This is a genomic window from Arenibaculum pallidiluteum (assembly GCF_017355985.1).
Classification (GTDB): Bacteria; Pseudomonadota; Alphaproteobacteria; order Azospirillales; family Azospirillaceae; genus Arenibaculum; species Arenibaculum pallidiluteum.
Window position 1 is genome coordinate 31,935 of record NZ_JAFIQU010000011.1, and the last position, 26,584, is coordinate 58,518.

23 protein-coding genes are annotated in these 26,584 nt (G+C 69.7%); 13 read left to right on the top strand and 10 right to left on the bottom strand.

What is annotated here, in order from left to right; genetic code table 11:
• Window positions 1-4: 4 nt before the first annotated feature.
• The gene (locus JUB13_RS20055) at window positions 5-1,663 is read right to left on the bottom strand and encodes a thiamine pyrophosphate-binding protein (protein ID WP_207482068.1); all 1,659 of its coding nucleotides are present in this window, start codon (window positions 1,661-1,663) and stop codon (window positions 5-7) included.
• A 532-nt stretch (window positions 1,664-2,195) separates the two neighbouring features.
• Between JUB13_RS20055 and JUB13_RS20060 the strand changes: the two genes are divergently transcribed.
• Together JUB13_RS20060 and JUB13_RS20065 are read left to right on the top strand one after the other, a co-directional pair.
• A complete protein-coding gene (locus JUB13_RS20060) occupies window positions 2,196-3,176 on the top strand; it encodes an NAD-dependent epimerase/dehydratase family protein (RefSeq protein WP_207482070.1) in 981 nt (326 codons plus the stop codon).
• Window positions 3,177-3,217: 41 nt separating this feature from the next.
• The gene (locus tag JUB13_RS20065; protein ID WP_207482072.1) at window positions 3,218-3,631 is read left to right on the top strand and encodes a DUF6220 domain-containing protein; all 414 of its coding nucleotides are present in this window, start codon (window positions 3,218-3,220) and stop codon (window positions 3,629-3,631) included.
• A 48-nt stretch (window positions 3,632-3,679) separates the two neighbouring features.
• Here the strand turns inward: JUB13_RS20065 and JUB13_RS20070 are convergent, their stop codons facing one another.
• The 4 genes from JUB13_RS20070 to JUB13_RS20085 are packed head-to-tail and all read right to left on the bottom strand — an operon-like array spanning window position 3,680 to window position 7,497.
• The gene (locus JUB13_RS20070) at window positions 3,680-4,183 is read right to left on the bottom strand and encodes an Mpo1 family 2-hydroxy fatty acid dioxygenase (RefSeq protein WP_207482074.1); all 504 of its coding nucleotides are present in this window, start codon (window positions 4,181-4,183) and stop codon (window positions 3,680-3,682) included.
• Window positions 4,184-4,232: 49 nt separating this feature from the next.
• A complete protein-coding gene (locus tag JUB13_RS20075; RefSeq protein ID WP_207482076.1) occupies window positions 4,233-4,685 on the bottom strand; it encodes a response regulator in 453 nt (150 codons plus the stop codon).
• Window positions 4,686-4,690: 5 nt separating this feature from the next.
• Window positions 4,691-6,916 (bottom strand): ATP-binding protein, encoded by a 2,226-nt coding sequence (locus JUB13_RS20080; protein ID WP_207482281.1) that lies wholly within the window; start codon window positions 6,914-6,916, stop codon window positions 4,691-4,693.
• Window positions 6,917-6,921: 5 nt separating this feature from the next.
• A complete protein-coding gene (locus JUB13_RS20085) occupies window positions 6,922-7,497 on the bottom strand; it encodes a biliverdin-producing heme oxygenase (protein ID WP_207482077.1) in 576 nt (191 codons plus the stop codon).
• A 79-nt stretch (window positions 7,498-7,576) separates the two neighbouring features.
• On the opposite strand from JUB13_RS20085, the gene JUB13_RS20090 reads away from it, so the two are divergent.
• Complete coding sequence (locus JUB13_RS20090; RefSeq protein WP_207482078.1) at window positions 7,577-8,455, top strand: alpha/beta fold hydrolase; 879 nt, start codon at window positions 7,577-7,579, stop codon at window positions 8,453-8,455.
• A gap of 195 nt (window positions 8,456-8,650) precedes the next feature.
• On the top strand, window positions 8,651-9,145 hold the full coding sequence (locus JUB13_RS20095) for a YcbK family protein (protein WP_207482079.1): 495 nt from the start codon (window positions 8,651-8,653) through the stop codon (window positions 9,143-9,145).
• Between the two features lie 5 nt (window positions 9,146-9,150).
• On the opposite strand, the gene JUB13_RS20100 is transcribed toward JUB13_RS20095, so the two are convergent.
• Entirely contained in the window at window positions 9,151-9,432 is a 282-nt protein-coding gene (locus tag JUB13_RS20100) for a hypothetical protein (protein WP_207482080.1), read from the bottom strand.
• 185 nt (window positions 9,433-9,617) lie between these two features.
• Here JUB13_RS20100 and JUB13_RS20105 point away from each other — a divergent pair, with 185 nt between their 5' ends.
• Window positions 9,618-10,529, top strand: a complete 912-nt coding sequence (locus JUB13_RS20105) for an NAD(P)-dependent oxidoreductase (RefSeq protein WP_207482081.1) — start codon at window positions 9,618-9,620, stop codon at window positions 10,527-10,529.
• 5 nt (window positions 10,530-10,534) lie between these two features.
• Here the strand turns inward: JUB13_RS20105 and JUB13_RS20110 are convergent, their stop codons facing one another.
• Complete coding sequence (locus tag JUB13_RS20110) at window positions 10,535-13,870, bottom strand: ATP-binding protein (protein ID WP_207482082.1); 3,336 nt, start codon at window positions 13,868-13,870, stop codon at window positions 10,535-10,537.
• Between the two features lie 209 nt (window positions 13,871-14,079).
• Here JUB13_RS20110 and JUB13_RS20115 point away from each other — a divergent pair, with 209 nt between their 5' ends.
• A complete protein-coding gene (locus JUB13_RS20115; RefSeq protein WP_207482084.1) occupies window positions 14,080-14,664 on the top strand; it encodes an HPF/RaiA family ribosome-associated protein in 585 nt (194 codons plus the stop codon).
• A gap of 45 nt (window positions 14,665-14,709) precedes the next feature.
• The gene (locus tag JUB13_RS20120) at window positions 14,710-15,129 is read left to right on the top strand and encodes a DUF3775 domain-containing protein (RefSeq protein WP_207482086.1); all 420 of its coding nucleotides are present in this window, start codon (window positions 14,710-14,712) and stop codon (window positions 15,127-15,129) included.
• On the opposite strand, the gene JUB13_RS20125 is transcribed toward JUB13_RS20120, so the two are convergent.
• Together JUB13_RS20125 and JUB13_RS20130 are read right to left on the bottom strand one after the other, a co-directional pair.
• The gene (locus JUB13_RS20125) at window positions 15,105-15,695 is read right to left on the bottom strand and encodes a thermonuclease family protein (protein WP_207482088.1); all 591 of its coding nucleotides are present in this window, start codon (window positions 15,693-15,695) and stop codon (window positions 15,105-15,107) included. The two genes, JUB13_RS20120 and JUB13_RS20125, sit on opposite strands and share 25 nt — an antisense overlap.
• Window positions 15,696-15,703: 8 nt before the next feature.
• A complete protein-coding gene (locus JUB13_RS20130; RefSeq protein WP_207482089.1) occupies window positions 15,704-18,823 on the bottom strand; it encodes a transglycosylase domain-containing protein in 3,120 nt (1,039 codons plus the stop codon).
• Window positions 18,824-19,219: 396 nt separating this feature from the next.
• On the opposite strand from JUB13_RS20130, the gene JUB13_RS20135 reads away from it, so the two are divergent.
• The 6 genes from JUB13_RS20135 to JUB13_RS20160 all read left to right on the top strand — a co-directional run bounded on the left by JUB13_RS20135 (window position 19,220) and on the right by JUB13_RS20160 (window position 25,111).
• The gene (locus JUB13_RS20135; protein ID WP_207482090.1) at window positions 19,220-19,963 is read left to right on the top strand and encodes an SDR family oxidoreductase; all 744 of its coding nucleotides are present in this window, start codon (window positions 19,220-19,222) and stop codon (window positions 19,961-19,963) included.
• Window positions 19,960-21,030, top strand: a complete 1,071-nt coding sequence (locus JUB13_RS20140) for an Ldh family oxidoreductase (protein ID WP_207482091.1) — start codon at window positions 19,960-19,962, stop codon at window positions 21,028-21,030. The genes JUB13_RS20135 and JUB13_RS20140 overlap by 4 nt, the downstream gene beginning before the upstream one ends.
• Window positions 21,031-21,120: 90 nt before the next feature.
• Window positions 21,121-22,113, top strand: coding sequence for a C4-dicarboxylate TRAP transporter substrate-binding protein (locus JUB13_RS20145; RefSeq protein WP_207482092.1), 993 nt, complete (start codon window positions 21,121-21,123; stop codon window positions 22,111-22,113).
• A 37-nt stretch (window positions 22,114-22,150) separates the two neighbouring features.
• Entirely contained in the window at window positions 22,151-22,639 is a 489-nt protein-coding gene (locus JUB13_RS20150) for a TRAP transporter small permease (RefSeq protein ID WP_207482093.1), read from the top strand.
• Window positions 22,640-22,650: 11 nt separating this feature from the next.
• On the top strand, window positions 22,651-23,937 hold the full coding sequence (locus JUB13_RS20155) for a TRAP transporter large permease (RefSeq protein ID WP_207482094.1): 1,287 nt from the start codon (window positions 22,651-22,653) through the stop codon (window positions 23,935-23,937).
• A 157-nt stretch (window positions 23,938-24,094) separates the two neighbouring features.
• Complete coding sequence (locus JUB13_RS20160) at window positions 24,095-25,111, top strand: GntR family transcriptional regulator (protein WP_207482096.1); 1,017 nt, start codon at window positions 24,095-24,097, stop codon at window positions 25,109-25,111.
• A 40-nt stretch (window positions 25,112-25,151) separates the two neighbouring features.
• Here the strand turns inward: JUB13_RS20160 and hisS are convergent, their stop codons facing one another.
• Window positions 25,152-26,507: a histidine--tRNA ligase gene (hisS, locus tag JUB13_RS20165; RefSeq protein WP_207482097.1), complete on the bottom strand. Its 1,356-nt coding sequence runs from the start codon at window positions 26,505-26,507 to the stop codon at window positions 25,152-25,154.
• Window positions 26,508-26,584: the final 77 nt, after the last annotated feature.

Below are 26,584 nucleotides of genomic sequence, written 5' to 3' on the forward strand. Positions count from 1 at the left end.
GGCCCTATCTGATCGGGATCTCGATCAAGCTCGGCCCGGCGAGCAAGGAGGCCTCGGCGACGACCGTGGCGATGTCCTCGGCGGTCCCGGCGCGGTACGCAGGCACACCGAAGCTCCGCGCGAGGCGCTGGAAGTCCACGATGGGGTCGCTGAGGTCCATTCCGACGAAGCGGCCGGCTGTGGCGTTCCGATAGCCGAGGTCCCGCGCAACGCGCATCAGGATTTCGTACCGGGTATTGTTGAAGACGAAGAACATGATCCGCCTTCCGTGATGGGCGGCCGACCAGAGCGCCTGGGGCGAGTAGAGCGTGGCGCCGTCGCCGGTGAGGCAGGCGACCTGCCCGTCGCCAGCCAGGGCCGCTCCGACCGCGAAGGGCATCCCGCAGCCGAGAACGCCGCCGCTCGAGAAGAAGTGGCGCCCCGGGGAAATCGGCATGACGTCCTGGACGCGGCCGAACGTCGCCGCCGACTCGTTCACGATCAGGGTGTCGGCGGGCAGGCTGTCGATCACCGCGAGGATGGCGGCATCGGGGGTCAGCGGAAGCGACCGGTCCTGGAGTATGGCCGCCCGCGCCGCCGCGGCCCGTTCGGCCGAGGCCTTCCGGAGCGTCTCCAGCCGTTCCGCCACGGCGAACCGGTCGATCCTGGGCGCAAGCGCGCGGGACAGGGCGACCAGCGTGGTCCTCAGGTCCCCGACGACCGACAGGTCCGCGGGAACCTCGGCTCCGATCGCCGCGTCGTTGTCGGCGAAATGGATGAAGGTGGTCCCGCCGCTCAGGGGCTCCGCGTTCCTGTAGGGATAGGCGATGAACGCGCGGCTTCCCATGAGCAGGACCGTGTCGTAAAGCGCGAGCGTCCTCCGGATCATGGCGAAGTCGGGCTTCAGGAAGCCCTGCCAGCAGGGATCGCTGCTGGAATAGGCCGTCCGGGAGGCGAGCTGCGTGCCGTAGACCGCGTAGCCGGCCGTGTGGGTGAGTGCGAGGACGCCTGCTGCGACGTCCTCGGCGAGGTCGGTGCCGAGGACCACCGCGACCCGGGCGGCATCGCGCGTCGACAGCAGCTCGGCCACCGCGCCGACGTCGGCGGTGCGCCGGTCGCGCGTCTCGGGGATCGGCCGACCGTTCTCCGGGACCTCGATCTCCTGGTCCAGGACGTCCATGGGAAGCGACAGGAAGACGGGACCCATCGGCGGGGTGCGGGCGATCGCGAAGGCCCGCCTTAGGGCTGCGGGAACATCCTCGGCCCGCTTGATCTCGGCCGCCCATTTGGTGACGGGCCGGGCCATCGAAACCAGGTCCCCGGACAGCCAGGGATCGCGGAAGAGATGCCGGGTGTCCTGCTGCCCCGCCGTGACGACCATCGGGGTCCGGGTGGTCGCGGAGGAGAAGAGGACGCCCATGGCGTTGCCGAGGCCGCCCGCGGTGTGCAGGTTCACGAAGGAGGGGCGCCCGGTCGCCATCGCGTAGCCGTCGGCCATGCCGACCGCCGTCGCCTCCTGGAGCCCGAGGACGTAGGTGATGTCTGGGCAGTCGACCAGCGCGTCCATCAGCGGCATCTCGGTGGATCCGGGATTGCCGAATACGTGCGTGACGCCCTCGCTCCTGAGGACGTCCAGGACGAGCCGGGCCGTGCGGCGTGTGACCAGGGCCGTTGAGTGCAGCATGCTTGGCTTCCCAATGGAGCCGCCGCTCCGGGGCGGTCGGCTCGACGCGCGCCACGGCGGGATGGACAGGAGTTGGAGTGGAAGATCTCCGAGGGGCGCTCCAAGGGATCCGGAGGATCCCGTGGCGGGGCTGTGCCCGGGCTACGGAGACCGCTGGCGGTACTTCGAGGTGGCGTTCTCGTGCCTGCGGGTACCGGCCGGGCGCTCGCCCGTGTGCTGTTCCGATGAGGCTGCAGGGCCTTGCCCGCCGGAAAGCATCCGGCAGGATCTCCGGATCACGTCGAAGTGCTTGAGCTGAACTCGGTCCGGCTGGAGCTTCGTCATCGCAGTCCCTCTTCTTGACGGGGACTTTGAGCGGTTCGCGTTGCATGACGATGTCGAGCCGAAAAAACTCTGTTTCGGTCGTAGCGCGCGCGCAGGGCCGTCCGCGTCCATACATTTCCGTATTGTGGCGGCACGTCTTTCGCCAATTCCGTTATGGCGGGGTGCAGGCGATCTTCCTCTCGACGGCACGAAGCAAAGGAGAGGGAAGATGACTGGCGAACGAACCGCGCTGGTGCTCGGCGCGACGGGCGGCATCGGCGGCGAGACCGCACGCCGCCTGCGGGCCCACGGCTGGACCGTAAAGGCGCTGCATCGCGGGGGAGCAGGGGCCGGTCGCTACGAGCCGGGCATCGACTGGATCAAGGGCGACGCCATGCGCGCCGGGGATGTCGCCAGCGCGGCGCGCGGCACATCGCTGATCGTCCATGCGGTCAATCCGCCGGGCTATAGGAACTGGGGCGAGCTGGTCCTGCCTATGCTGGAGAACAGCATCGCCGCCGCACGCGCCTCCAGCGCCCGGATCCTGCTGCCCGGCACGGTCTACAACTATGGACCCGACGCGTTCCCGGTAATCGCCGAGGACGCCCCTCAGAACCCGGTCACCCGCAAGGGCGCCATCCGGGCCGAGATGGAGCGCCGGCTCCGTGCGGCGGCCGATACGGGCGTCCGCACGCTGATCGTGCGGGCCGGCGACTTCTTCGGCCCAAGGGCCGGCAACAGCTGGTTCTCGCAGGGCATGGTCAAGCCGGGCGGCCCGGTCGCCACGATCAGCTATCCCGGCCGGCCCGGCACCGGGCATCAGTGGGCGTATCTTCCGGACGTGGCTGAAACCATGGCGCGGCTGGCGGATCTCGGCGACGCGCTCGACCCCTTCGCCAGCTTCCACATGGCAGGCCACTGGGACCACGACGGCACGGAGATGATCGCTGCGATCCGCCGGGCGGTGCAACCGGTGGAGCCGCGCCTGCGCTCCTTGTCATGGGGCCTGCTCGGCCTCGCCGCGCCGTTCGTTCCGCTGTTCAGGGAGCTCCGCGAGATGCGCTATCTCTGGACGATGCCCGTGCGCATGGACAATGACCGCCTGCTGGCGGTGCTCGGCGAGGAGCCGCACACGCCCCTCGACCTTGCTGTGCGGACGACGCTGGAAGGGCTCGGATGCCTTCCGCAGGAGAAGGCAGCGGCGGCGTGACGACGTCCGCTTCCGGCATCACCCGCCACGGAGGGCACCCGATGCATTCCGAACGATCCGGGGACCGCATCCGCGTCCCGCTGTCGATCGCCTTCGCCGTCCTGGCGGCCGTCGTTCCCGTCCTGATCGCGCTGCAGCTCTTCCTCGTCGGGCTGGCGGTCTTCTCGGACGCGGCGGCGTGGGACGCGCACAGGGCGGTCGGCGGCACGATCGCGCTTCCCGTCCTGGCGCTCGCGGTGGCGGCCACGGTGGTCCCCGGCCTCCGCCGCTTCCGGAGCCTGGCCCTGGCCCTGCTCGGCCTCTATGCCATGCAGTTCGTCTGGCTGATCGCCGGACGCGAGGCCGGAAGCGGCGCCGTGCAGTCGCTTCATGCCGCCAACGCCATGGCCCTGGCCGTCACCGGGCTGGCGCTTGCCCGGCGCTGCACGCCCGCTCGCCGCCGTGCCGGGGGCTGACGGGGGCAGGGCGGCGTGCCGGTCCGCGCGGCCCGTGGTGGCCCAGCCTCAGCCGCGACGCCCGGCGTTTCGGGCGGCTATGTCGCGGGCGAGGTCGCCCTTGAGCCCGAGCGCGAAGAAGACCTCCGCCATCAGGAAGACAGGAGAGACGAGGATCTGGAACAGGCTTGTCAGCAGGGCGGGGCGGTTGCCCTCGTAATGGTGGCCGAGGAGCTGGACCGCCCAGCCTCCCACGAAGGCCACGGCGAAGACCGCCACCGCAATGCCTGTGCCCAGTGCGGCGACCGCGCCGGCAGCCCAGAGCAGCAATCCGAAGACGACGGTCAGCGCCAGGCCGAGCGCCAGGTCCTGCAGGAGGTAGTATGCCAGCGCCGCCACCGTCACGACCTGCGCCAGCGTCGCATCGGCGCCGAGCCCCCTCAGCGGCGCAAGGCTCAGAAGCACCATGGCCGCGAAGATGATGGCCGGCACGCCGACATAGTGGGTCATGCGGTTGCGAGGGTCGCGGTGGCACGCGGCGTAATGGGCGAGATGGTCGGAGAAGGTCCTCATGCCGTCGTCCCTCCGCGCGGCCACCCCTCCGTCCCGGGGCGGCCCGCCTTCAGCGCTGCGGCTTCCTGCTGTTGGGCGGCGGCTCGTTGATGATCGCCCAGAAGACGCCGAGCTCCTGGATGACCTGGAAGAACTCGGCGAAGCCCATGGGCTTCACGACGAAGGCGTTGACGCCGAGCTGATAGCTGCGGACGAGGTCGCTCTCCTCCCGCGAGGAGGTCAGCATCACGACGGGCATCTGCCGGGTGCGGGGGTCCCGCTTGACCCTCTCCAGCACCTCGATGCCGTCCACCTTCGGCAGCTTCAGGTCGAGCAGGACGACTGCCGGAAGCTCCGGCCGATCCTTGCCGGCGCAGCATTTCTCCAGGTAATCCAGCGCCTCGACTCCATCTCGCGCGATCACGACGTCGTTCGCGAGCTGACTCTTGGCGAGCGCTTCGAGCGTCAGCTCGACATCTTTCGGATTGTCCTCGACGAGGAGGATCGGCTTCAGTTCGGCCACGGCGATTATCCCTGAACGGACGAGGCAGGAAGGGAGAAGTAGAATGTGGCGCCCTGGTCCGGAGCGCCCTCGGCCCAGGATCTTCCACCATGACGCTCGGCGATGCGGCGAACATTGGCAAGCCCGATGCCGATGCCCTCGAAGTCCTCGGAGCGGTGCAGTCGCTGGAAGACGCCGAAGAGCTTCCCGGCATAAGCCATGTCGAAGCCGACCCCATTGTCGCGGACGAAGAAGACGTGCTCCTGTCCCTGCGGAAATGCGCCGACCTCGATCATCGCAGGCTCGCGGTTCCGGGTGTACTTGATGGCGTTGGACAGCAGGTTCTGCCAAGCCAAGCGCAGCATGTTCGGGTCGCAGGTCACCGACGGAAGCGGCCCGAACTCCCACCGGATGTCGCGCCCGACGGTGTCGGGCTCCAGCGTGCGGATGGCATCGTCCACCAGCGAGCGCATCGGGACCTCGATCCGCGCCAGCTGGGCACGTCCCATCCGCGAGAACCCTAGCAGGCTGTCGACCAGAAGTCCCGCCGACCGGGCGCTGTCCAGGATCACGTCGATGTAGCGGCGGCCCTTGTCGCTGAGCTTGGTGGCCTCGTGCTCCTTCAGGAGCTCGGTGTAGCCGACGATGTGCCGGAACGGCGCGCGCAGGTCGTGGGACACGGAATAGGAGAAGGCCTCCAGCTCCTTGTTCGAGCGCTCCAGCTCCTCGGTGAGCATGGCCAGCTCCTCGGCCTTGCGCAGCACGATGCCGACGATCGCATTGCGCAGCGTCTCCGCGGCCTCGATCTCGGCGTCGCGCCATGGCGCCGAGCGGAGATGCACGATCTCCTTCCAGGTCTCGAAGCTCTTGCGCGGGTGGACGCGGGCGGTCGAATCACCCTGGACCCGCTTGTGCGGGTCGCCGCCCCAGCGCACGGTCTCGATGACCTCGGGGCGGAACCAGAGGACGAAGCTTGCGTGCAGCTTCGAGATCCTGATCGCCAGCAGCCCCGCGGCCTCCGCCCGCCAGGACTCGGCCTCCGGAAAGGTGCCCGCCATGTGGTCGGTGTGGAAGATCTCGTCCTCCGCCGTCGCCAGGCGGGCGGTGATGGCCAGCACCGCGGCCTCCCCAGGAGTCTTGCCGATCAGGCGGCAGTGCCCGCCCTCGACGACGGCGGCGCCCTGCGAGCCCGTCAGCCTCAGTAGGTCGTCGGGCACCTGCACCAGGCCTTCGATGAAGGGGTCAGCAGCCGCCATCTCGGTCAGCAGCCGCGCCTGGACGGCCTGAAGGCGCGTGCGGGTGGCGGCCTGGCTCGCATGGATCTGGGCGGCGAGATGGGTCGCCAGCATCTGGCCCAGGAAGTCGCAGGCGAGGCGCACCGCGAAGGGCACCCGCAGGGGCTCGGCGTGGTGGCACGAGATCAGTGCCCAGAGCCGCCCCTCGACAACCACGGACACCGACATGGAGGCCGGGGTCCCCATGTTCCGCATATATTCGAGGTGGACCGGAGAGACGCTTCGAAGCACCGCGAAGCTGAGGTCGAGCGGGCCCCGGCCCTCCCCATCCACGAGGATCGGCACCGGGTCGTAGGTCGCATCAGGGATCAGCCGGATCCGGTTCAGGCGGTAGAGTTCCCGCGCCTGCTGGGGAATGTCGGAGGCGGGAAAGCGCAGGTCGAGATAGGAGGGCAGGCGCTCGTTCCTGTCCTCGGCCACGACCTTGCCGTGCCAGGACTCGTCGAAGCGGTAGACCAGCACGCGGTCGAAGCCGGTGAGGCGGCGGAATTCGACGGCGGCCTGCGCGCACAGGGCATCGATGCCCTTCGCGGCCTGGAGCCGTTCCGCCCCGTCGCGCACTAGGCCGTAGATCTCCTCGGCCGGGATCGCGAGCGGCGGCATGCGCTCCAGTTCCAGCACCAGGGTTTCGCCCGTCCTGTGGGCGATCGCCTGGTACTCGGCGTTGCGCAAGTTGACCAGCCCCAGATGGTGCGGACGGTCCAGCGACTGGCGCCGAAGCCGGGCGAGCGTGTCGCGCATCGGCCGCCAGCGGTCGCCGTCCAGCACCTCGTCCAGGCCGCGGCCGAAGGGAATCCGGTCGGTGCCTGTCAGGATGGTGCCGAGATTCGCGCTCGCCCGTGTCAGGACGGGTTGGGGGCCGTCGAAGGCGAGCAGGACGCCGTGCGGCTGGATCGTCCCGGGAATGTGGATAGGCTCCCGGTCGCAGGCGGTGAGATCGGCGTCCGGCGCATCCATCGTGCTCACCTCGACGCTCCTCCGCTCCCGCATAGCCAGCGCTCCATGCTGTCGAAGGTCTCCTGAGCCGCCGCCACCACCTGGTCGTCGCGGTCCGGGGACGAGAACGCGGCGAGCCGGTCCAGGAAGCGGCGCCACATGGCCCCCACTGCCGGACCATGGCTGCTGAAATAGGTATAGCCGCGGCCGTCCGATAGGCACAGTGCCTTCTCGACATGGCGCGCCACGATCCGTCCGCCGAGGGTCGATCCCTCCATCACATAGAGGGACCCCATGGCCCGGGCGGGGCCGTCGATGAGGGGCAGCGCCGGGCAGTCCGGCAGGGCGGCGAGGCTGCCGGCCGCGGCGCCGAGCTGCACCAGGTCCGCGGCCAGGAGATGCGCCCGTCGGCGCGGGCGGGTGAAGGCCGGGTCGCCCAGCGCCGTCTCGATCCCGGCTTCCCAGGGACGCAGGAAGGTGTAGAAGCCTTCGAGGATCCGGCGGTAGCGTCCGAGCGTTAGATCCGGGGCGACAAGCCCAAGCCCCTCCTCCAGCCGCCGGTGCTTCTCGGCAGTCTCCTGTCTCAGCCTCTTCTGCAGCAAGATGTCCGCTCTCCCGTCACCAGAACCCATGATAGCGCATCGCAGAGGCATGGATAGCCGCGGAGGCCGCGGGTAATCCATGGCCGATTCCCTGCATCCGCCCGTCCGCGAGGGCGCGGTGACGCTGCCCGATGGCCGGAGCCTCGGCTTCGCCGAATACGGCGACCGGGACGGACCGGTTGCCATCTACTGCCACGGCTTCCCGAGCTGCAGGCTCGAGCCGGCGCTGGTCCCGCTTTCCGGGATCAGGCTCGTGGCCCCGGACCGCCCGGGCCTCGGCCTGTCGGATCCCTGTCCGGGGCGCCGCCTGGCGGACTGGCCCGACGACATCGCGGCCCTGGCCGACCGCCTCGGCATCGGCCGCTTCTCGGTGGTCGGGCTTTCCGGCGGCGTCCCCTATGCGACGGCATGCGCCGCCAGGCTGGGCGCGCGAATCGAGGCGGCGGCTCTGGTGAACGGGCTTGCTCCTGCGGGGCTCGGCTGGGAGGGGCGGAGCTGGGCCGGCCGGATGATGGCGCTTGGCCGGCGCCCGAACCTCGCCCGGCCGGTGGCGCAGGCCCTGCGCGGGGCATTGCTGAAGGGGCCCGCGGGCGCGGCGGCGGCCGTGACCATGACGGTACTCGGGATGCCAGGCCCGGACCGCGAGGCCCTGCCTCCGGAATCCGCGACGGCGCTGCTGGGCGCGGCCCGCACGGCCCTGGCGCCGGGCATCGAGGGCGTCGTCGCCGACATGGCGATCTATGCCGCGGACTGGGAACTGGATCTGGACGCGATCACGGCGCCTGTCCAGGTCTGGCACGGGCTGGCCGACACGCTGGTCCCCCCGGCTGCCGCCAAGGTGCTGGCGGCGCGGATCCCCGGTGCGCGCCTGCACCTCGTCGAGGGGGAGGGGCATTTCTCGCTGGTGATCCGCAGGCACCGCGAGATCCTGCGGGCGCTGCTGGACGAGATCGAATAAGGCGCCGATCAGCGCGTGACGATCCCGCATGCCGCCTGTTGACGCGGCGTCGTGGGTGCGCCTGTGCCCGCGCCCGCCCGTCTGTCTTTCGCCTGTTCCCCCGCCTGCCGTCCAATGCCATTCGAAGCCGAAAAAGGGCCGGTCCCGGCCGTGAGCCGCCGCGCATTCCTGGGCCTTCTGGCCGGAGGAGCCGCGATGGCTGCTCGGCCCGCGCTTGCCGGGCCGGCGTCGCGCATGCCCGAGCGCAGCCTCGATCTCGTGCACCGTGTCACCGGCGAGACCCTGCGCGAGACCTATTTCGCCGACGGTGCCTACCTGCCGGAAGCGCTGGCGCGCATCGACTGGTTCATGCGCGACTGGCACCTGGACGCGGCCACCCGCATCGAGCCGGCTCTGCTCGACCTTCTCCACCGGCTGACGCGGCGCTTCGGAACGAAGGGCCGCGTCGAGGTGATGTCCGCCTACCGCACGGCCGAGACCAACGCGCGCCTGCGCGAGGAGGGCTACAGGCCTGCCTCCGGCAGCCTGCACCTCGTGGGGCGCGCCATCGACCTGCGGGTGCCCGGCGTGCCGCTGGCGGTGGTGCGGCGCGCTGCGCTGTCCCTGCATTCCGGCGGTGTCGGCTTCTATCCCCGCCGCAACTTCGTCCATCTCGACACCGGCGAGGTCCGCCACTGGGTCGGCGCCTGAGCGTCCTAGCGCGTCTCCGAGGGCTGCGCAGGCGCCCCTCCGCCGGGATTGGTGTCCAGCTCGCCGGTCCGGGCAGGATCGGTGCCCTGCGGGTCGATCCCGGCCGGCGTTTCGGATCCCGCGGTTGAGCCGGCCGCGGCATCCGGCGTGCTCGGCGCCGACGGGCGCTGCTCGTTCTGGCTGACGTCCTCCTCGCCGCATGCGGCGAGAAGCGGCAGTGCCAGCATGCCCGCCAGCGCCAAGCGCCATAGCGCACGCGCCGTGGCTGAGATCTCGGGAATGATCATGGAACCTTCCGATCGGCGGTTGCTGGCCAAGGACTTCAACCGGACCCGGTGGTATCCGTTCCGCCCATCGCCTGACCGCCGCCCTCCTGCCCACCGCCGGCTGCTCGTCGCGCTTGCCGTCCCGGGCATCTCCGCGGCAGGCTGCGGGTCCGGCGTCCGGCCGGGACGGCGCAGCGGGACATCGCATGGCAGGGATCGAAGGGGAAGGGATCGCAGGGCGGGCCATCGGCTTCGTGGGGCTTGGCCTCATGGGGCGGCCCATGGCGCTGAACCTGCACAGGGCCGGCGCCCGGGTTACGGTGGCCAGCCGCTCTCCGGGGCCGGTTGCAGAACTCGCCTCCGCGGGGCTCGGAACGGCGACGACGCCGCGCGAGGCCGCCCACCGGGCGGAGGCGGTGATCCTGATGGTCACCGACACGCCGGCCGTCGCAGCTGTGCTCGAAGGCCCGGATGGCGTCCTTGCCGGTCTGGAGCCGGGGGCGCTGGTGATCGACATGGGCACGACGGCAGTACCCGACACGCGGCGCTTCGCGGCCGCCGTGGCTGCAGCCGGGGGGCGCTGGCTGGATGCCCCGGTCTCGGGCGGACAGGTGGGGGCGGTGGAGGCGACGCTCTCGGTGATGGTCGGCGCCGAGGAGGCGGATTTCGAGGCGGCGCTCCCGATCCTGCGGGCCCTCGGGCGCCGGGTGACCCGTGTCGGGCCGCCAGGCGCGGGCCAGGTGGCCAAGGCCGCGAACCAGATGATCGTCGGCCTCACCATCGGGGCGGTGGCCGAGGCCCTGGCCCTCGCGCAGGCGGCTGGCGCCGATCCCGCCCGCGTGCGCGAGGCGCTGATGGGTGGCTTCGCCGGATCGCGGATCCTCGAGGTCCACGGGCAGCGGATGGTCGAGGGGAGCTACGCGCCGGGCGCGCGCGCCACCACGCAGCTCAAGGACATGCGCCAGGCCGAGGCGCTGGCGGCCGCGCTCGGCCTCGATCTCCCGGCGCTGGCGGTGAACCGTGCCCGCTACGAGGAGCTGGTCGCGCGGGGCGACGGCGATCTCGACCACGCCGCGCTCTTCCGGCTCTATTCCGCCCGGGCGCGAGGGGCGGAGTAGGGCCGCTACTCCGCGGGCGTCGGCGCTTCCGTCCCGATCCGCTGCTCGATCGCCTGCCGGGTCAGCACCGCAACCGATTCCAGAGCGGGGATCAGGTCGTCGGCGATGACGCCCTCGCGGCTGTGCTGCTCGATCCCGAACAACACCGCCGACAGCCGTTCCGCGCCCATGTTCCCGGCAGCGCCCCGCAGCGCGTGGCACTCGGCGCGGAGCGCGACAGCGTCCCGTGCGGCGACCGAGGCGCGGATCCCCTCCAGGCTCTCGTCCAGGCGGCTCAGCAGGCTGCGGTAGAAGCTGGAGGCGCCATCGCGCCCGAAGAAGCTCTCGAGCTCGCGTGCCGTGTTCTCGACGATCAGCGGCAGCTCGCCTCCCCCCGCGCCGGCGCCCGCCTCGGGAGCGGCAGGCTCCCGGCCCGCGCGCCCCGCGACGGCGGCGTGGATGGCTGCGTGCAGCTTCGGCCAGTCCACGGGCTTGGTCACATAGTCGTCGAAGCCCGCGTCCCGTGCGCGCCGCACCGTCTCGGCCACGGCATCGGCCGACAGGCCGACGATGGGAATCCTTCCGGCGGCGCCCGGCAGGCGCCTGATCTCCGCAGCCGCCTCCAGCCCGTCCATCACCGGCATCTGCATGTCCAGCAGCAGCAGGTCGTAGGGCCGGGCCGCGACCGCATCCACTGCCTGCCGCCCGTCTTCGACGCTGTCCACCACATGCCCGGTCCGCTCCAGCATGGTGGTGATCAGCATGCGGTTGACGGGGTTGTCCTCGGCCAGGAGGATCCGCGCCTGCGTGCCTGCCGCAGGCCCGGTCGTCTCGGATTCCTGCGGCAGCGCTGGGGTACCGGTCCGGCAGCGGACGGTGAAGCGGAAGGTCGAGCCCTCGCCTGGGCGGCTGGACGCCGTGATCGTTCCGCCCAGCGCCTCCACCAGGCTCTTGGAGATCGACAGGCCGAGCCCCGTTCCCCCGAAGCGGCGTGTCGTCGAGCTGTCGCCCTGCACGAAGGGCTGGAACAGACGTCCGATCTGCTCCTCCGTCATGCCGATCCCGGTATCCGCGACCACGAAGTCCAGCAGGACCACGTCCTGCGCCTCGGTGCGGCCGGATACCGACACCGTGACGCCCCCGCGGGAGGTGAACTTGATGGCGTTGCCGATCAGGTTGAACAGCACCTGGCGGAGCCGGGTCGGGTCGATGCGGACCCAGCAGGGTGTCCCCTCGGCGATCTCCAGCTCCAGGCGCAGGCCCTTGCGCGACGCCTGGGAGGTGTAGAGCGCGCGCACGTCGCGCACCGTCGAATACAGGTCGGTGTCGACCTCCTCCAGGGCAAGCTGCCCGGCCTCGATCTTCGAGAAGTCCAGTACGTCGTTCAGCACAGCCAGCAGGTTCGAGGCGGACCCGCGCAGCGTGTCGACGATGCGGCGCTGCTCCGGCGTCAGGGTGGTGCCGACCAGCAGGTCGGCAAGGCCGAGAACGCCGGTCATCGGCGTCCGGATCTCGTGGCTCATGGTCGCGAGGAACTGCTCGCGGGCGCGCACGGCTCCCTCGGCCTCGCGTCGCGCGATCTCCAGCTTCATCTCGTTGCGCTTGCGCTCGGTCACGTCCTGGCCGGTGCCGAGGATCTGGACCGGCCGGCCGGCCGGGTCGCGCGCGAAGACCTTCTCGCGGTACCAGAGCCAGCGCCATTCTCCGCTGGCATGGCGCACGCGCTGCTCGTACTCGAGCACCTCCTCGTCGCCCATGGCCGCGAACCGGGCCATCCGCTCCTGGGCGGCGGGCAGGTCCTCGGGATGCACGACCGCGCGCTGGAAGTGGGGACCGAGCACGCGGACCTGCTCCCGCGTGTACCCAAAGAACGACCAGGTGTCGCGGTTGCCGTAGATGTGGCAGAGCGTGTCGATGTTCAGGATGTAGATGATGTTGGGCGAGAGGTCGGCGATCTGCCGGGCGAGGTTCCGGCTGTCCCGGAGCTCGGCCTCCTGGATCTTCGCGCCGGTGATGTCCAGCATGCTGCCGCGGGCGCGGACGACGACGCCATTCTCGACGATGGGCTCGGCCCGCGTCACGACGTGGTTCCAGCCGCCGCCGGGCATGCGGTGGCGCAGCTCGATCTCGTAGGGAAGGAAGCGGTTGAAGAGCGCATCGAGGCTTCTCTCCAGCAGCGGCCGGTCCTCGGGATGCACGCTTTCCAGATAGGTGTCGAAGTCCGGGGCGCCGCCCTCGGGCGGCAGCCCGTTGATGCGGAACGTCTCCTCGGACCATTCCAGGCGGCGCCCGGTCGGTTCCAGCTCCCAGCTTCCGAGATTGGCGATGCGCTGGGTCGCGGCGAGGTCGTGGTTCAGCCGGACCAGTTCCAAACGCTGCTCGGCCAGCGCGTCCTCCTGCCGTTGCCGGCGCCGCAAGGCCGCCAGCAGCAGCGCCGCCATCACGAGGATCGCGGCGCTGACCCCACCGCCGGCCACGGCGACGCGCGTGGCGAAATCGCGCCAGGCCTCCAGCACGTCGGTCTCGCCCAGCCCGACGCTGACGATCAGCGGATAGCGGCGGAGCTGCCGGTATCCGTTGATCCTGCGCACGCCGTCCACGCCGCTGGTGCCGATGTAGCTGCCGGCGAGCCGGGTCTGCCAGAGCTCCATCAGCTGCCGGTCGGCCTCGGGCGGAACGTCGCCGGGAAGGCCCTCGGGCATCCCACGGGAGAAGGCGCGGACGGTCCCGTCGCTGCCGACCAGCTTGATCGCGCCGTCGGGGCCGAGCGGCACGTTCTGGTAGAACCGGGCGAAGTAGACGGGATCCAGGGAGATCGCGAGTACTCCGGCGAACTGGCCGTCCGGGTGGCTCAGGCGCCGGGTGATCTGGATCGACCACCGGCCCGTGGGCTGGCTACGCACGGGTTTGCTGACGAAGATGCCCTCGTCCGGGCGCAGGGCGTGGACCCTGAAGTACTCGCGATCGGAATGGTCCGCGGGCTCGGTGGCCGGCCCCGCATCCGTGGCCAGGAGCTTTCCGTCCGCACCGATTAGCGAGGCGCGGAGCGTCAGGTCCAGGGGGATCGAGAAGCGGTTCAGAACTCCCGAGAGATCGAAGGCGTCCGGGCGCTCCTCGTGCTCGTGGGCGATCGCGTTCATCATCTGCTCGATCGAGGCGAGCAGCCAGAACGTCTGCTCCTCGAAGGCGAGGCTAAGCGCCAGCGCATGCTCTTCGCCCCGCGCCAGCGTCTGGCGCCGCTCGAAGCCCAGGAATGCGACGATCGCGCCCCATAGGGCAAGCAGCAGCACGGTGACCGCGGCGCCCAGCAGCCAGTTGCTGCGCCGCAGCCCCGTTGGAGGGCTCGCTCCAGACGATTTCATGAAAACTCGGCGCCGATCCTGCTGCAAATGCTCCGTCCCACCCAGGAAAGCACATTCCTGCATATCGAGGATAAGGCTTTTGTTGGGCGCCGGCACCTGCCGGCGCGAAGCATGCCGGCGCTTCCGGGCCGGTCCTGCCCTCCGCGTGACGGAAGCCGGCCGGGGCTGTTGGCTCTGATCACCGGGTTACCAAGAACTCAGGGCAAAACATGCAGACGCCGCTGAACATCGCCTTCCACAACACGCCCGCCGATCCCGGGATCGAAGCGGACATCCGCGAGCGCGTCGACAAGCTCGAGCGCCTGTTCGACGGCCTGATTGGCTGCCGTGTCGCGGTCGAAGCCCAGCACCAGCAGCACCGCACCGGCAACGTCTACGACGTGCATATCGAGCTCGTCGTGCCGGGCGGCGAGCTCGTCGTCAGCCGTCAGCCCAAGAAGGCGCAGCAGAAGTACGCGAACCCCGATGTCCGCACCTCGATCCGCGACGCCTTCCAGGCGGCCGAACGGCAGCTCAAGGACTACAAGGCACAGCTCCGTGGCGACGTGAAATCCCATGCGGTCGAGGTTCCGGGCCAGATCGCACGCCTGGTCCCGGAGGAGGACCATGGGTTCATCATGACCGGAACCGGAACGCTGCTGTACTTCCACCGGAACAGCGTTCTGGACGGGGACTTCGACGCACTCAGCGTCGGCGAGCCCGTCAACTACGTCGAAGACATGGGCGATACCGGCCCGACGGCGGCCAAGGTCTTCCGTCGCGGCCCGGCCCGCCAGTCCGGTGGCGCGGGCTGACCGCGCCACTCCTCCCACGACGAATCCCCTCAGCAGAGAGGCCCCATGCTCTCGAAGCTTTCCCTGGACGAGGTGAAACGGGTTCACGACCTGTCGCTCGAGGCGCTGGCCGCCCGCGACCGGCTCGTGAACAAGGTCTATCAGGCGGATCTCGGCGACCAGCCCCTTGAGCGCGGCAGCCGGATGCCGACCGACCTGGACAATCTCGACGTTCTGAACGCCGTGGACAGCGCCGAGTACAGGGCGCTCAAGGACTACATCGAGGGGCTCGATTCCGAGCGCCGCGAGGAGCTGAAGGCGCTGATGCTGATCGGCCGCGGCGATCACGCGCCCGCGGAGTGGGACGAGGCGCTTGCCGCTGCCCGGACGATCCCGCAGGCCGGCGATGCCGACTATCTGGCCGAGAAGGCGTCCCTTTCCCAGTACCTGATGAAGGGGCTCTACGGGATCGACCGGAAGGACTGAGCGCCGGGGCCTTCCCAGGGCCGGTCGAACTCGCCGGCCCAGAGGCCCTGCCGCTCATCCTCGGCGAGGCGCTGCGGCAAGGCATACCGGCCGTTGCTGTAGCGCCCGTCGTCGAGCGCCCATCCGGCGCGGACGAGCTCGCGGGCGAGATCCCGGCCGTCGACGTAGCACAGGGCGACCTCCCAGCCGGAGCGGTCGCGGTCCCCGCGCTCGCATCGCAGCTCGGCCCCCGCGACCAGCGCCGCCAGGACCGCCTGGGAGACAAGCCCGCAGGGATAGGCCTGCCCCCCGCGACGGCACACCTGGTCTGGGGCCGGCGCCTGGATGCCCCACAACCGGATCCGCCGGCCAGCGAGAGTGAGGCTCTGGCCGTCATGGACCTGCGGCGGTATGGGTGCGTTCCGTGCCTGCGCCACGGGTGCGTTCCGCGGCTGCGCCATGGGTGCGTTCCGCGGCTGCGCCACCGCGGGGGCCACGCTCCAGAGCGGCCCGAGGACAAGCCCCCAGGGCGCCCAGAATGCTGCCGCCAGGACCGCCCCCAGGACCACGAGGGTCCGGGGGCGCACGGCTCGCATCAGCGAGCCGGCTGGGTGGCGGCCGGGATCACGCGCCCGGCTCCGGCGGCCGGACCCGCGCCAGGGGCCGGAGCCGCCTGCGGGAGGACCGGCTGGGCCTGACTGGGCAGCGTCTGACCGGGCAGTGCCTGTCCGGGGGCGCGCTCGACCGTCTGCGTCATGGACCGCTCGATCAGCGGCTGGAGCGTGGGCGCCAGCGACTTCAGGAGCTGGGCGGGCAGGGCGCTGGTGAAGCGGTAGCGTGCCGCCTCCGGGCCGCGGACATGGGCGGTGACCGTCCCGAAAAACCGGTCGCCCACGAAGAACACGAAGGTCGCCGTGCGCGCCACGACCCGCTCGCCGTAGCGGTGGTCGCCGGTGCCGGTCTTGCCGCCGACCTGGAGCGGCCCGCCGCTCGGGGCCAGGAAGGCGCCCCGGACGCGCTTGGCCGTGCCGTTCTCGGCGACATCGATCAGCGCCCTGCGGACCGTCGCCGAGATCTCAGGCGAGAGCACCCGCTCCGGGGCCCTCGGGGCCAGCGACATCTCGGTCTCGAAGGGGGTCCCGGCCGCGAAGTGAAGCTTCTCGACCCGGACGGTCGGCATCTTCAGCCCGTCGTTCACGATCACGCCCATCAGGTCGGCCAGTGCGCCCGGCCGGTCCGCCGAGCTGCCGATCGATGTCGCGTAGGACGGCACCAGGCTTTCGAAGGGATAGCCCAGCCGCTGCCAGGCCACGTGGATGCGCTTGAACGCCTCCTCCTCCATGAGGATGCGGATGCGGGTGTCCTGTGCGGCCTTGCGCGACGACTTGAACAGCCAGGCATAGGTCTCCTGCCGCTCCGCGCCGGAGGCCGCCAGGGCCTGCGAGCGCGTCGCGTCGGGATTGGCGTTCAGGTAGCCCGCCAGCCAGAGCTCCAGCGGGTGGCGGCCGGCGATGTAGCCGCGATCCTGGAGATTGAACTTGTCGATCGCGTACTTCTCGAAAAGGCGCTGCAGGTCCCGCTCGTCCAGGTTGGACTTAGGCAGGCGCTCGCGCATGAAGGCCGCGAACTCCGAGAAGGGCGCGTTCGGCCGCACGGAGCGGAAGGTGACGGCCAGGCGGTGCGGCACCGGGCGCACCCGGCTTGCAAGCAGCTCCAGCCGCTCTTCGGGCGTCTTGCCTTTGTAGTCCGTGTAGAACCGGTTCAGGAAATGGCTGCCCTCCTCGTCCGCGAACTTGGCGAGGTATTCCTGGCGGGCCGGATGGTTGGGGTCCTCGATCGGGTTGCCCGTCTCGCCCACCATTTCCGCCACGTGGTAGAGCACGATGTCCCGCATGATGCGGATGAACGGCAGGTTGATCGAGTTCCGCAGGGACTCCGTCACGGTCGGGACGGAGCCGTTGTCCTTGTTGTCGAAGTTGACGAAGGTGTGGACGCCGCCGCCGGTGAAGAAGCGCTCGCCGGGGCTGGCGGAATAGCGCCGGTCCATCGCCGCGGCGAGCAGGTGCGGAAGGGTACGCTGGCCTGAGTCCGCGACATAGGTCGCGACCCAGCGGGTCAGCGGGTCGCCCGCTTCCTCGGCCACAGCCAGGAGCTGCTTGCGCGGCAGATGGGCATAGCGGCCGTGCAGCTCCTGGATGATCTCCAGATAGGTGATCAGCGTGCGCAGCTTGGCGGTCGAGCCCAGGTCGAGCTTGGCGCCCTCGTTGATGTCCAGCGGCTGGTCCAGGTTGTCCGCCTGGATACGGACGTAGTTCGCGTCCTTGCCGCGCTCGTACAGCACGAAGGAGTAGATCACGCGGTCGGCGCTGGCCGTGGACGTGTTGCTCAGCAGGCGGAAGCCCGTCAGGCCGAGCTCCTCGGTGAACTTGGCGTCATCAAGCCGCTCGAGCACGCGCACGACGCGCTCCTGCATGGGCGCGTCCAGCGCCGTGTCGACGCTGACGTCCGTGCGGTCCAGGGCATAGAGGCTCGGGACGCCCATCATGCCCAGGAGGCGGGCGCGGATCGCGTTCGATGCCTTCTGCTCGACGAAGGAGACCTCCGGCGGCGCCGGGGTGTCTTCGCGGAAGCGGAGCTGCGCGGCGATGGCCGCGTCGCGCAGGGCCGGCGAGATCAGGCCCTGGCCCGCCATCACGCGGAGATGGCTGTCGCAGAGCTCCTCGAGGTCGGCGCGGTTCTGGATCAGGTAGTAGGACGGGCGCCGCTGGGCAATGAGCAGGCTGACCACCTGCTTGTAGATCGCGGCCTTACGCTCCGTCTCGGCGGCATTGCGCGGCTCGGCGCGCAGGACCCGCATGGCTTCGTTGAAGTCGGTGCCGTACCAGGCCCACAGCCCGTCGCCGAGGCCGTTGACCTCGCCGAAGCCCAGCCGCGCGGTCAGCGGCGTCGAGTTCAGGTAGTCGACGACGATGCGCCGGCGCGCATCCGTCGTGTCCCTGCCGTCGAGATAGGCGCGGACCGAGGCCGAGACCATCTGGCGCAGCTTGTCGGTCGCGCCCTGGGTCTGGCCATCGGGCGAGTTGCGATACTTTTCGATCTGCGTCGCGAGCGTAGAGCCGCCGGGGATGCGCATGCCGGGATGCATCCACTGCAGCGGCAGCCCGCCGATCGCCATGACGAAGCGGTCCCACTCGACCGCGGGGTTGCGCGTCGGGTTCTCCGCGTCCAGGAGCTCGCGGTTCTCGATGAACAGCAGCGTGTCGACGACCAGGCCCGGGACGGACTCGAAATCATCGAAGACCCGCTCGGGATAGCGCGCCGCGAACAGGATCGACCCGTTGCGGTCCTTCACCGTGATGCCGGACCGCGTCTTGGCCCGGTAGATCGGGAAGCCGCCATGCTCCATGAACCCCGCCAGCGCCGGCGAGATCTCGGCCTGGCGGTCGACGCGGTAGCCCGCGCGCTTCAGCGTCTCGACATAGGTCGGAAGCTGCATGTAGCCGAGGCGCTCGTTGTAGGGGCCCGTCTCCGGGAAGACGATGCGCTCCGACGGCCCCTGCTTGACCTCATAGGTCAGTTCCTTCGCGTAGCGCGAGAGCAGGCCGGCCTGGAGCCAGGACGTCTTCATCTCGATGCTGGCCAGGTACCCGACGCCCGAAAGCGCGGCGACCGCGACGCCGCCCATGAGCCACCGATCCCACCGCCAACGCTGCATTGGGTTTTCCCGCCCTTCTAGACCCGTGCGGACCCTTGCGATGGCCCGCGTGGCACGCAGCCTAGGGATCGTTTGGTTAATAACAGGTGATCGATCCTACCACCAAGGAGCGTGGGTGCGGTGGGTCAGCCGTTTATTCCCCTGAGGAGCGGCAAATTCGCAACAAGCGGAGGGGTTCGCATTCAGGGTTAAGACCGATGCCGTTCCGCGCGGTGGCAGGAACCCCTGGACCACATGAACCCGACGCCCCGTGCCGGGGGCCGTCGTGCCCTGGCGACGAGGCGACCATCGGGTCCCTCTGGACCAATTTCCAATTGTTCGCCCGACAATCGCTGGCTAATGTATACAAAGGACGTACGGGCGGACCTTGATGGTCCGAGAGGAGTGTCGGGAGCGATGACGGGTAGGCTCGCAGGGAAGCGCGCGTTCGTTACGGGAGCGGGACAGGGCATAGGGCGCGCCGTGGCGCTGGCCTTCGCCCGAGAGGGTGCCAGTGTATTCGCGGCGAGCCGCACCCTTGCGAAGATGGCCGACCTGCCGGAACTGGATACGGCGATCACCCCGGTCGCGCTCGATGTGACGGACGGGCCCGCGGTCGCACGCGTGATCGCCGATGCCGGCCGGCTGGATGTGCTGTTCAACTGCGCGGGCTGGGTCCACAATGGCACCATCCTCGACTGCAGCGAGGAGGACTGGACGCGCAGCCTCGACCACAACGTCACGTCGATCTACCGGACCATCCGTGTGGCTCTGCCGCGGATGATCGAAGGCGGCGGCGGGTCGATCGTCAACGTCGCCTCGGTCGCATCCAGCATCTCGGGCGTTGCGAGCCGCGCAGCCTACGGCGCCAGCAAGGCGGCGGTGATCGGCCTGACCAAGGCGGTGGCCCGCGACTTCATCGGGTCCGGGGTGCGCTGCAATGCCCTGTGCCCGGGAACCACCCTCTCGCCATCGCTGGAGGGGCGGATCCAGGCCAGTGCTGATCCCGAGGCGATGCGGCGCCAGTTCATCGCCCGCCAGCCCATGGGGCGGCTCGGAACCGTGGAGGAGATGGCCGCGGCCGCCGTCTACCTCGCCAGCGACGAATCGGCCTTCATGACCGGCACGATCCTGACTGTGGACGGAGGGCAGACGCTGTGAGCACCGAACCGTCCCTGCGCGTCGACGCTGCCGCGCTCGATGCCTTCTGCCGCGCGCTGCTGGCCGCCGCCGGCGCGGACGCCGCCACGGCGGATGCCGCGACCCGGGCGGTGATGCACGGCTCGCGCCTCGGCGTGGACAGCCACGGCGTGCGCCTGATCCCCCACTACGTGCGTGGCCTGACCGAGGGGCGGCTGAATCCCCGCCCGGTGCTGCGCTTCAGCGGCGCCGGGGCGATCGCGCGGCTGGATGCCGATCATGCCCAGGGAGCGCTTGCCACCTACACGGCCATGGATCGTGCGGTCGAACTGGCGAAGCAGTACGGTATCGGCGCCGTCGCCATCGCCAACAGCTCGCATTTCGGGCCAGCCGGTGCCTATGCGCTGGCCGCGGCCGAGGCCGGCTGCATCGGCCTCGTGACCTGCAACTCGGACAGCTTCGTGCGGCTGCACGACGGGGCCGAGCGGTTCCACGGCACGAACCCCATCGCCGTCGCCGTGCCGGTCCAGGGCGATCGGCCCTGGCTGTTCGACATGGCCACCAGCGCCATCACCTACAACAAGATCCAGCTCTACAAGAGCCTGCGCAAGCCGCTGCCCGAGGGCACGGCCTCGGATGTCAACGGCCGGGACACCCAGGATGCCGAGGTGGCCGACATGCTGGCGCCGCTGGGCGGCGAGTTCGGCTTCAAGGGTGCGGGTCTCGCAGGACTGGTCGAGATCCTGAGCGCCGTCCTGTCGGGCATGAAGCTCAGCTTCGAGATCCTGCCGATGGGCGGGCCGGACTTCTCGACGCCACGGGGCCTCGGCGCCTTCGTCCTGGCGATCCGGCCGGACGCGCTCGTCGACGGCGCGGAGTTCCAGGACGGCATGGCGCGCTATCTCGGCGCGATCCGCAAATCGCGCCGCGCGGGGCAGGCTCCCGTCATGGCCCCCGGCGACCGGGAATGGGCCGAGGCGGAGCAGCGCGCGCAGCACGGAATCCCGATTGACCCGGTTACGGCGGAGGCCTTCGGGCAGCTTGCCGGGCGGTTCGGGCTTAACTGGCCGGGAAGCCAGGCGTCGTAAAATACCGGGCCATCCCCGAGTAGGCCGACTGCGCGGGGAAAGGCGCCGGAGTCGTTTGCGCGACACCAACGATCTCGAAGGGAGCAGTAGATGAGGGTCTCGATCAAGGCTTTGGCGCCGGTGTGCGCCGTTCTGGGCCTGGCCGCGCTGGGCAGCACGGCTGCGCAGGCGCAGGAGAAGTTCACGCTTCGCCTCAACCACGTGCTCGCCCCGACGGAGCCGTTCCACGAGGGCTTCCAGGCCTGGGCCAAGCGCGTCGAGGAGCGCACCAACGGCGGGCTGAAGCTGCAGATCTTCCACAGCGCCCAGCTCGGCGTCGAGGAGGACATCATCGAGCAGATGCGCCAGGGCGCCAATGTCGGCCAGAACACCGACGCCGCGCGCCTGGGCACCTACGTGCCCGGCCTGGCGGTGGTCAACGGCCCCTACTTCCTCGAATCCCTCGAGGACGTCAGCAAGCTCGCCGACTCGCCGACCATGAAGAAGTGGGAGAGCGAGCTCGCCGAGAAGCACGGCCTGCGCATCGTCTGCTTCGACTGGGTGCAGGGCTTCCGCCAGTTCTTCACCAACAAGCCCGTGAAGACCCCGGACGACCTGAAGGGCCAGCGCGTGCGCACGCCCCCGGCGCCGATCTGGCAGGAGTCGATCCGTGCGCTCGGCGCCTCGCCGGTCGCCATGGCCTTCGGCGAGATGTACCCGGCCCTGCAGCAGCGGGCGATCGACGGCGTCGAGCTGGTCTACGCCAACATCCCCGGCGGGCGCTTCTACGAGGTGCTGAAGTACGCCAACGAGACCAAGCACATCATGCTGGTCAACTTCGAGGTGGTCAGCGCCAAGTTCTTCGACAAGCTGCCCAAGGAGTACCAGACGGCGCTGGTCGAGGAGTGCCGCAAGGCCGGCCAGGAGACCTCGAAGAAGATCGCCGAGTCCGCGGTGGCCATCAAGGACCAGCTCAAGCAGCGCGGCATGACCGTGGTCGAGGACGTCGACCTCGCGGCCTTCCGCAAGGCCGGCGAGGCCGCCTACCAGAAGCTGAACCTCGTGGAGGCGAAGGCCGCCGTCCATAAGGAAATGGGCAAGTAATCTTGAGGTCAGGAACGTCGCGGAACGGGGTGCAACGATGAAAGCCTTCTACGACTTTCTCGGAAAGGTGGAAGCTGTCCTGGCCGGGACGTTCCTGATCCTGATGGTCTTGCTCATCGTGGCGGGTGGCGTCTCGCGGATGACAGCCGATCCTATCAACTGGACCGGCGACTTCGCGACCTGCCTCTTTGCCTGGGCGTGCTTCTTCTGCGCTGACGTCGCCTGGCGGCGCGACGCGCTGATGTCGGTGGACCTCGTGGTCGAGCGTCTTCCCGTCAGCGTCCAGAAGCTGTTCGTCTATCTCAACTACGTGCTGATTTCGCTGTTCCTGATCTTTCTGATCGGCGCCGGAAGCTGGCTGTCCTACATCAGCCGGGCGCGGACTTTCCAGGGCATTCCCGAGATCAGCTATTCCTGGGTGACGATGAGCCTGCCGGTAGGCGCCGCGCTCCTGCTGGTCACCACGCTGGTGAAGATGCGTCACGCCGCCCTGGGGCACGCCCAGGTTCAGCAGCCGGCGCTCTGAAGGGATCCGCCATGCTTCTCGTTGCCGTGTCCTTTGCCGTCTTCATCGTCATCGGCATGCCGGTCGCCTTCGCAATCGGCATCTCGGGATCCCTGTTCTTCCTGCAGCATCCCGAGCTGCCCTTCACCATCCCGGTCCAGCTCACGGTCTCGCAGACCCAGAACTTTGCCCTCCTGGCGATCCCGCTGTTCATCCTGGCCGGCAACTTCATGAACAAGGCCGGCATCACCGAGCAGCTACTCAACCTCGCCTCGGTGATGACGGGCCGCCTCAAGGGTGGCCTAGCCCAGGTGTCGATTGCGCTATCGGCGCTGATGGGCGGCGTCTCGGGCTCCGCCATCGCGGACGCCGCGATGCAGGCCAGGATGCTGGGTGACGGCATGCTCAAGCGCGGCATGTCCAAGGGATTCGCCGCCGGCGTCCTGTCCTTCGGCTCGCTGCTGACGCCGATCGTCCCGCCCGGGATCGGCATGATCCTTTATGGAACCATCGGGCAGGTGTCGATCGGACGGCTGTTCGCGGCTGGCTTCGTCCCCGCCTTCCTGCTGTGGCTCGGCCTGGCGCTCGCGATCTCCATCACGTCGCGGATGCGCGGCTACGAGGCGGAACGCAAGACCCGCCCGAGCGTACGCGAGGTCGGGATCGCCTTCCGGGGCGGCATCTGGGCGCTGATGTTCCCGGTCTTCCTGCTGTTCGGCCTGCGCATGGGCGTCTTCACGCCTTCGGAGATCGGCGCGGCGGCGGTCGTCTACGCGGTCATCATCGGCGTGGCGATCCACCGGCAGATGACGCGCGTTGGCTTCGTCGAGGCGCTCCAGGGCAGTCTCGCGGATGTCGGCTCCGTGATGTTCCTGATCGTGCTCTCGGCGATCTTCAGCTACGGCATCGTCCTGGAGCAGGTTCCGGAACTGGTCGCCAACGCCATCCTCGGCGTCACCGACAGCCTGAACGGCGTCATGATCCTGATCCTGGTGTTCGTGCTGATCGCCGGCTTCGTGATCGACGGCACCGTGCTGCTGATCATGCTGACGCCGATCTTCCTGCCGCTGGTCCGCAGCCTTGGCGGCGACCCCGTTCATTTCGGCATCATCTTCATCATCGCGGCCACCATCGGCAACTTTACGCCGCCCGTCGGCGCCGCGATGTATGCGGTCTGCTCGATCCTGAAGTGCTCGGTCGGAGCCTATACCCGCGAATCCATCCCGCTCTTCGTGGCGGTGTCCCTGGTCACGCTGATCCTGATCTTCATCCCGGCAGCGGTGCTGATCGTCCCGGACTTCCTCTTCGGTCCCTCGTGAGGCGCCGGGAGCGACGCGCCGTCCGGCGCGTCGCTCCCGGAGGACGCCGATTGGCGTCTTGGTGCGCAGGCGGCGGTTGCGCTAGGCTCGTATCATATGTCGTCCGGCGCCCGGATGGGGCCGGGCGCCGGGCGGAGCCGGGTGAGGACAGTCGCTGATGAAGATCGACCCCAGGGCGGGGCGGGCCGGTCGCGTCCCGCGCCTCAACGAGCAGGTCGCCTCCGAGCTCGAGCGGCGCATCTCCGCCGGGCTCCTGCCGGGCGGCGAGCCTCTGTCGGAGATGCGGCTCGCCGAGGAGTTCGGCATCAGCCGTGCCCCGGTCCGCGGCGCCCTGCACCGGCTGGAGCGCATCGGCCTGGTACGCCGCTCCGAGAACAAGCGCAGCTACGTGGTGGCCGACGTCCCGACCGCGGCCTCGGCCACGAGCACGGCCACCGCCCCGCCGGTCCCGGCCGAGCCGCCGAAGCTGACGGTGGCGGCGAGCTGGGAAGGCATCTACGAGGATATCTCGCGCAAGGCCGTGGCGCGCGCCGCCTTCGGAAGCTGGCGGATCACCGAGACCGAGCTGGCCGCGCATTACGGCGTCAGCCGCACCGTGGCGCGCGAGGTGCTGGGGCGGCTCGAGCATGTCGGGATCATCCGCAAGGATAGCCGGTCCCGCTGGTATCTCCCCGCCCTGACGCCGGCGCGCCTGGGCGAGCTCTACGAGATGCGCTGGGTGCTGGAGCCGCTGGCCCTGCTGAAGGCGGCTCCCAACGTTCCGCACGCGGTGCTGGCACAGATGCGCGCCGATCACGAGGCCGTACGGGACTGCGCGGGCGCCGTGCCGCCCCAGGACCTGGACCGGCTGGAGCAGCAGCTCCATGTCGAGCTGCTGTCCTACGGCAGCAACGTGACCCTGCTGGAGACCCTACAGCGCTACCACGCGCTGCTGGTCACCAACGCCTTCCTCTATGAGGCAACGAGCGCCGGATTTCTCGCCGCCGACCCCTTCATCGGCGAACACCTGGAGATCATCGAGCTGGTCGAGGCCGGACGGGCCGAGGTCGCGGCCCAGCGGCTCCAGGACCACCTCCGCGGCGCGCTCGGACGTGCCATAGGGCGCATCGACTACATGGCGCGCAATGGCGTGCTGGAGCCGCTGCGCTACATGACGCCGCTGGACGGGGACTGAGCGCGCCTGTCCTCAGTGCAGCGTCCTCAGTCCAGCGTCCTCAGCCCAGCCGGGCGCGCAGATGGGCGGCAAGATCGGCGCGCGGCATCTCCTGCTGCCCGCCTTCCGCCAGGTCCTTCACGGTGACGGTGCCCCGGGCCGCCTCGTCCGATCCCATCAGCAGGACGAAGCGGATGCCGGCGCGGTCGGCGTATTTGAGCTGCCGCGCGATCTTGGCGGGCTCCAGGTGGATCTCGGTGTCGATCCCGGCCGCGCGCAGCTCCGCGGCGAGGCGGTAGTAGTCGGTCCTGAGCTGCTCGTCCATCTGGGTCACCAGCACCGTGCGCGAGGTGGCCGGCTTGATCAGCCCTGCCTCGCGGAGCTGGTAGAACAGGCGCGTGACGCCGATGGAGATGCCGACGCCGGGCAGGCGCGACTTGGTGTAGTGGCTCGCCAGGTTCTCGTAGCGCCCGCCGGAGCAGACGCTGCCGATGCCGGGATAGTCGTTCAGGAAGGTCTCGTAGACCGTGCCCGTGTAGTAGTCGAGGCCGCGGGTGATCGTCAGGTCGATCGCGAAGTTCCGGTCCGGCACGCCCAGGGCGCGCATGCCCTCGACCACGCTCGCGAGCTCCTCGACGCCCTCGGCCAAGAGCGGCGTTCCGCCGTCCCGCGCGAGGTCGCGCAGGCGGCCCAGCAGGTGATCCTGGTCGCCGCCGGGCGTCGCGAGGTCCAGCAGGCGCGAGGCCGTCTCGTCCGCCATTCCGATCTCGGGGGCACTGAGATTGGCGAGCACCTGGTCGCGCCCGATCTTCGGCAGCTTGTCGATCTCGCGCAGCGCCAGCATGCGGGCGTTTTCGTCGCCCAGCCCCATGCCTTCGAGCAGGCCCTGCAGGATCTTGCGGTTGTTGATGCGGATGGTGAAGGCGCCGACGTCGAGCTCGGTGAAGACGTGGTGGATCACCGCCGGGATCTCGGCATCGAAGGCGAGCGGCAGGCTGTCCTTGCCGATCACGTCGATGTCGCACTGGTAGAACTCGCGGAACCGGCCCTTCTGGTTCCGCTCGCCCCGATATACCCGCTGCATCTGGTAGCGCCGGAATGGGAAGGCCAGCTCGTGCTCGTGCTCGGCCACATAGCGCGCCAGCGGGACCGTCAGGTCAAAGCGCAGCGCGAGCTCGGGCTTCTTGCCCTGCTGGAGGGCGCCGGTGGACTGCACGAAGTAGACCTGCTTTTCGGTCTCGCCGCCGCTCTTGGTCAGCAGCACGTCGACGAGCTCGAAGACCGGCGTCTCCACGGGCAGGAAGCCGAACCGCTCGTAGCCGCGCCGGATGGTGTCCAGGACACGCTGGAACGCGACCTGGTCGCGGGGCAGCAGTTCCATCACCCCGGGCGGGGTCTTCGGCTGGATCGGGCTCATGCGGGGTCTCGGCAGGAAAGCGTCGCGGTGATGAGCCTTCATGTAGCGGTTTCGCGCGCGCCGCGCCATGGCGTCCG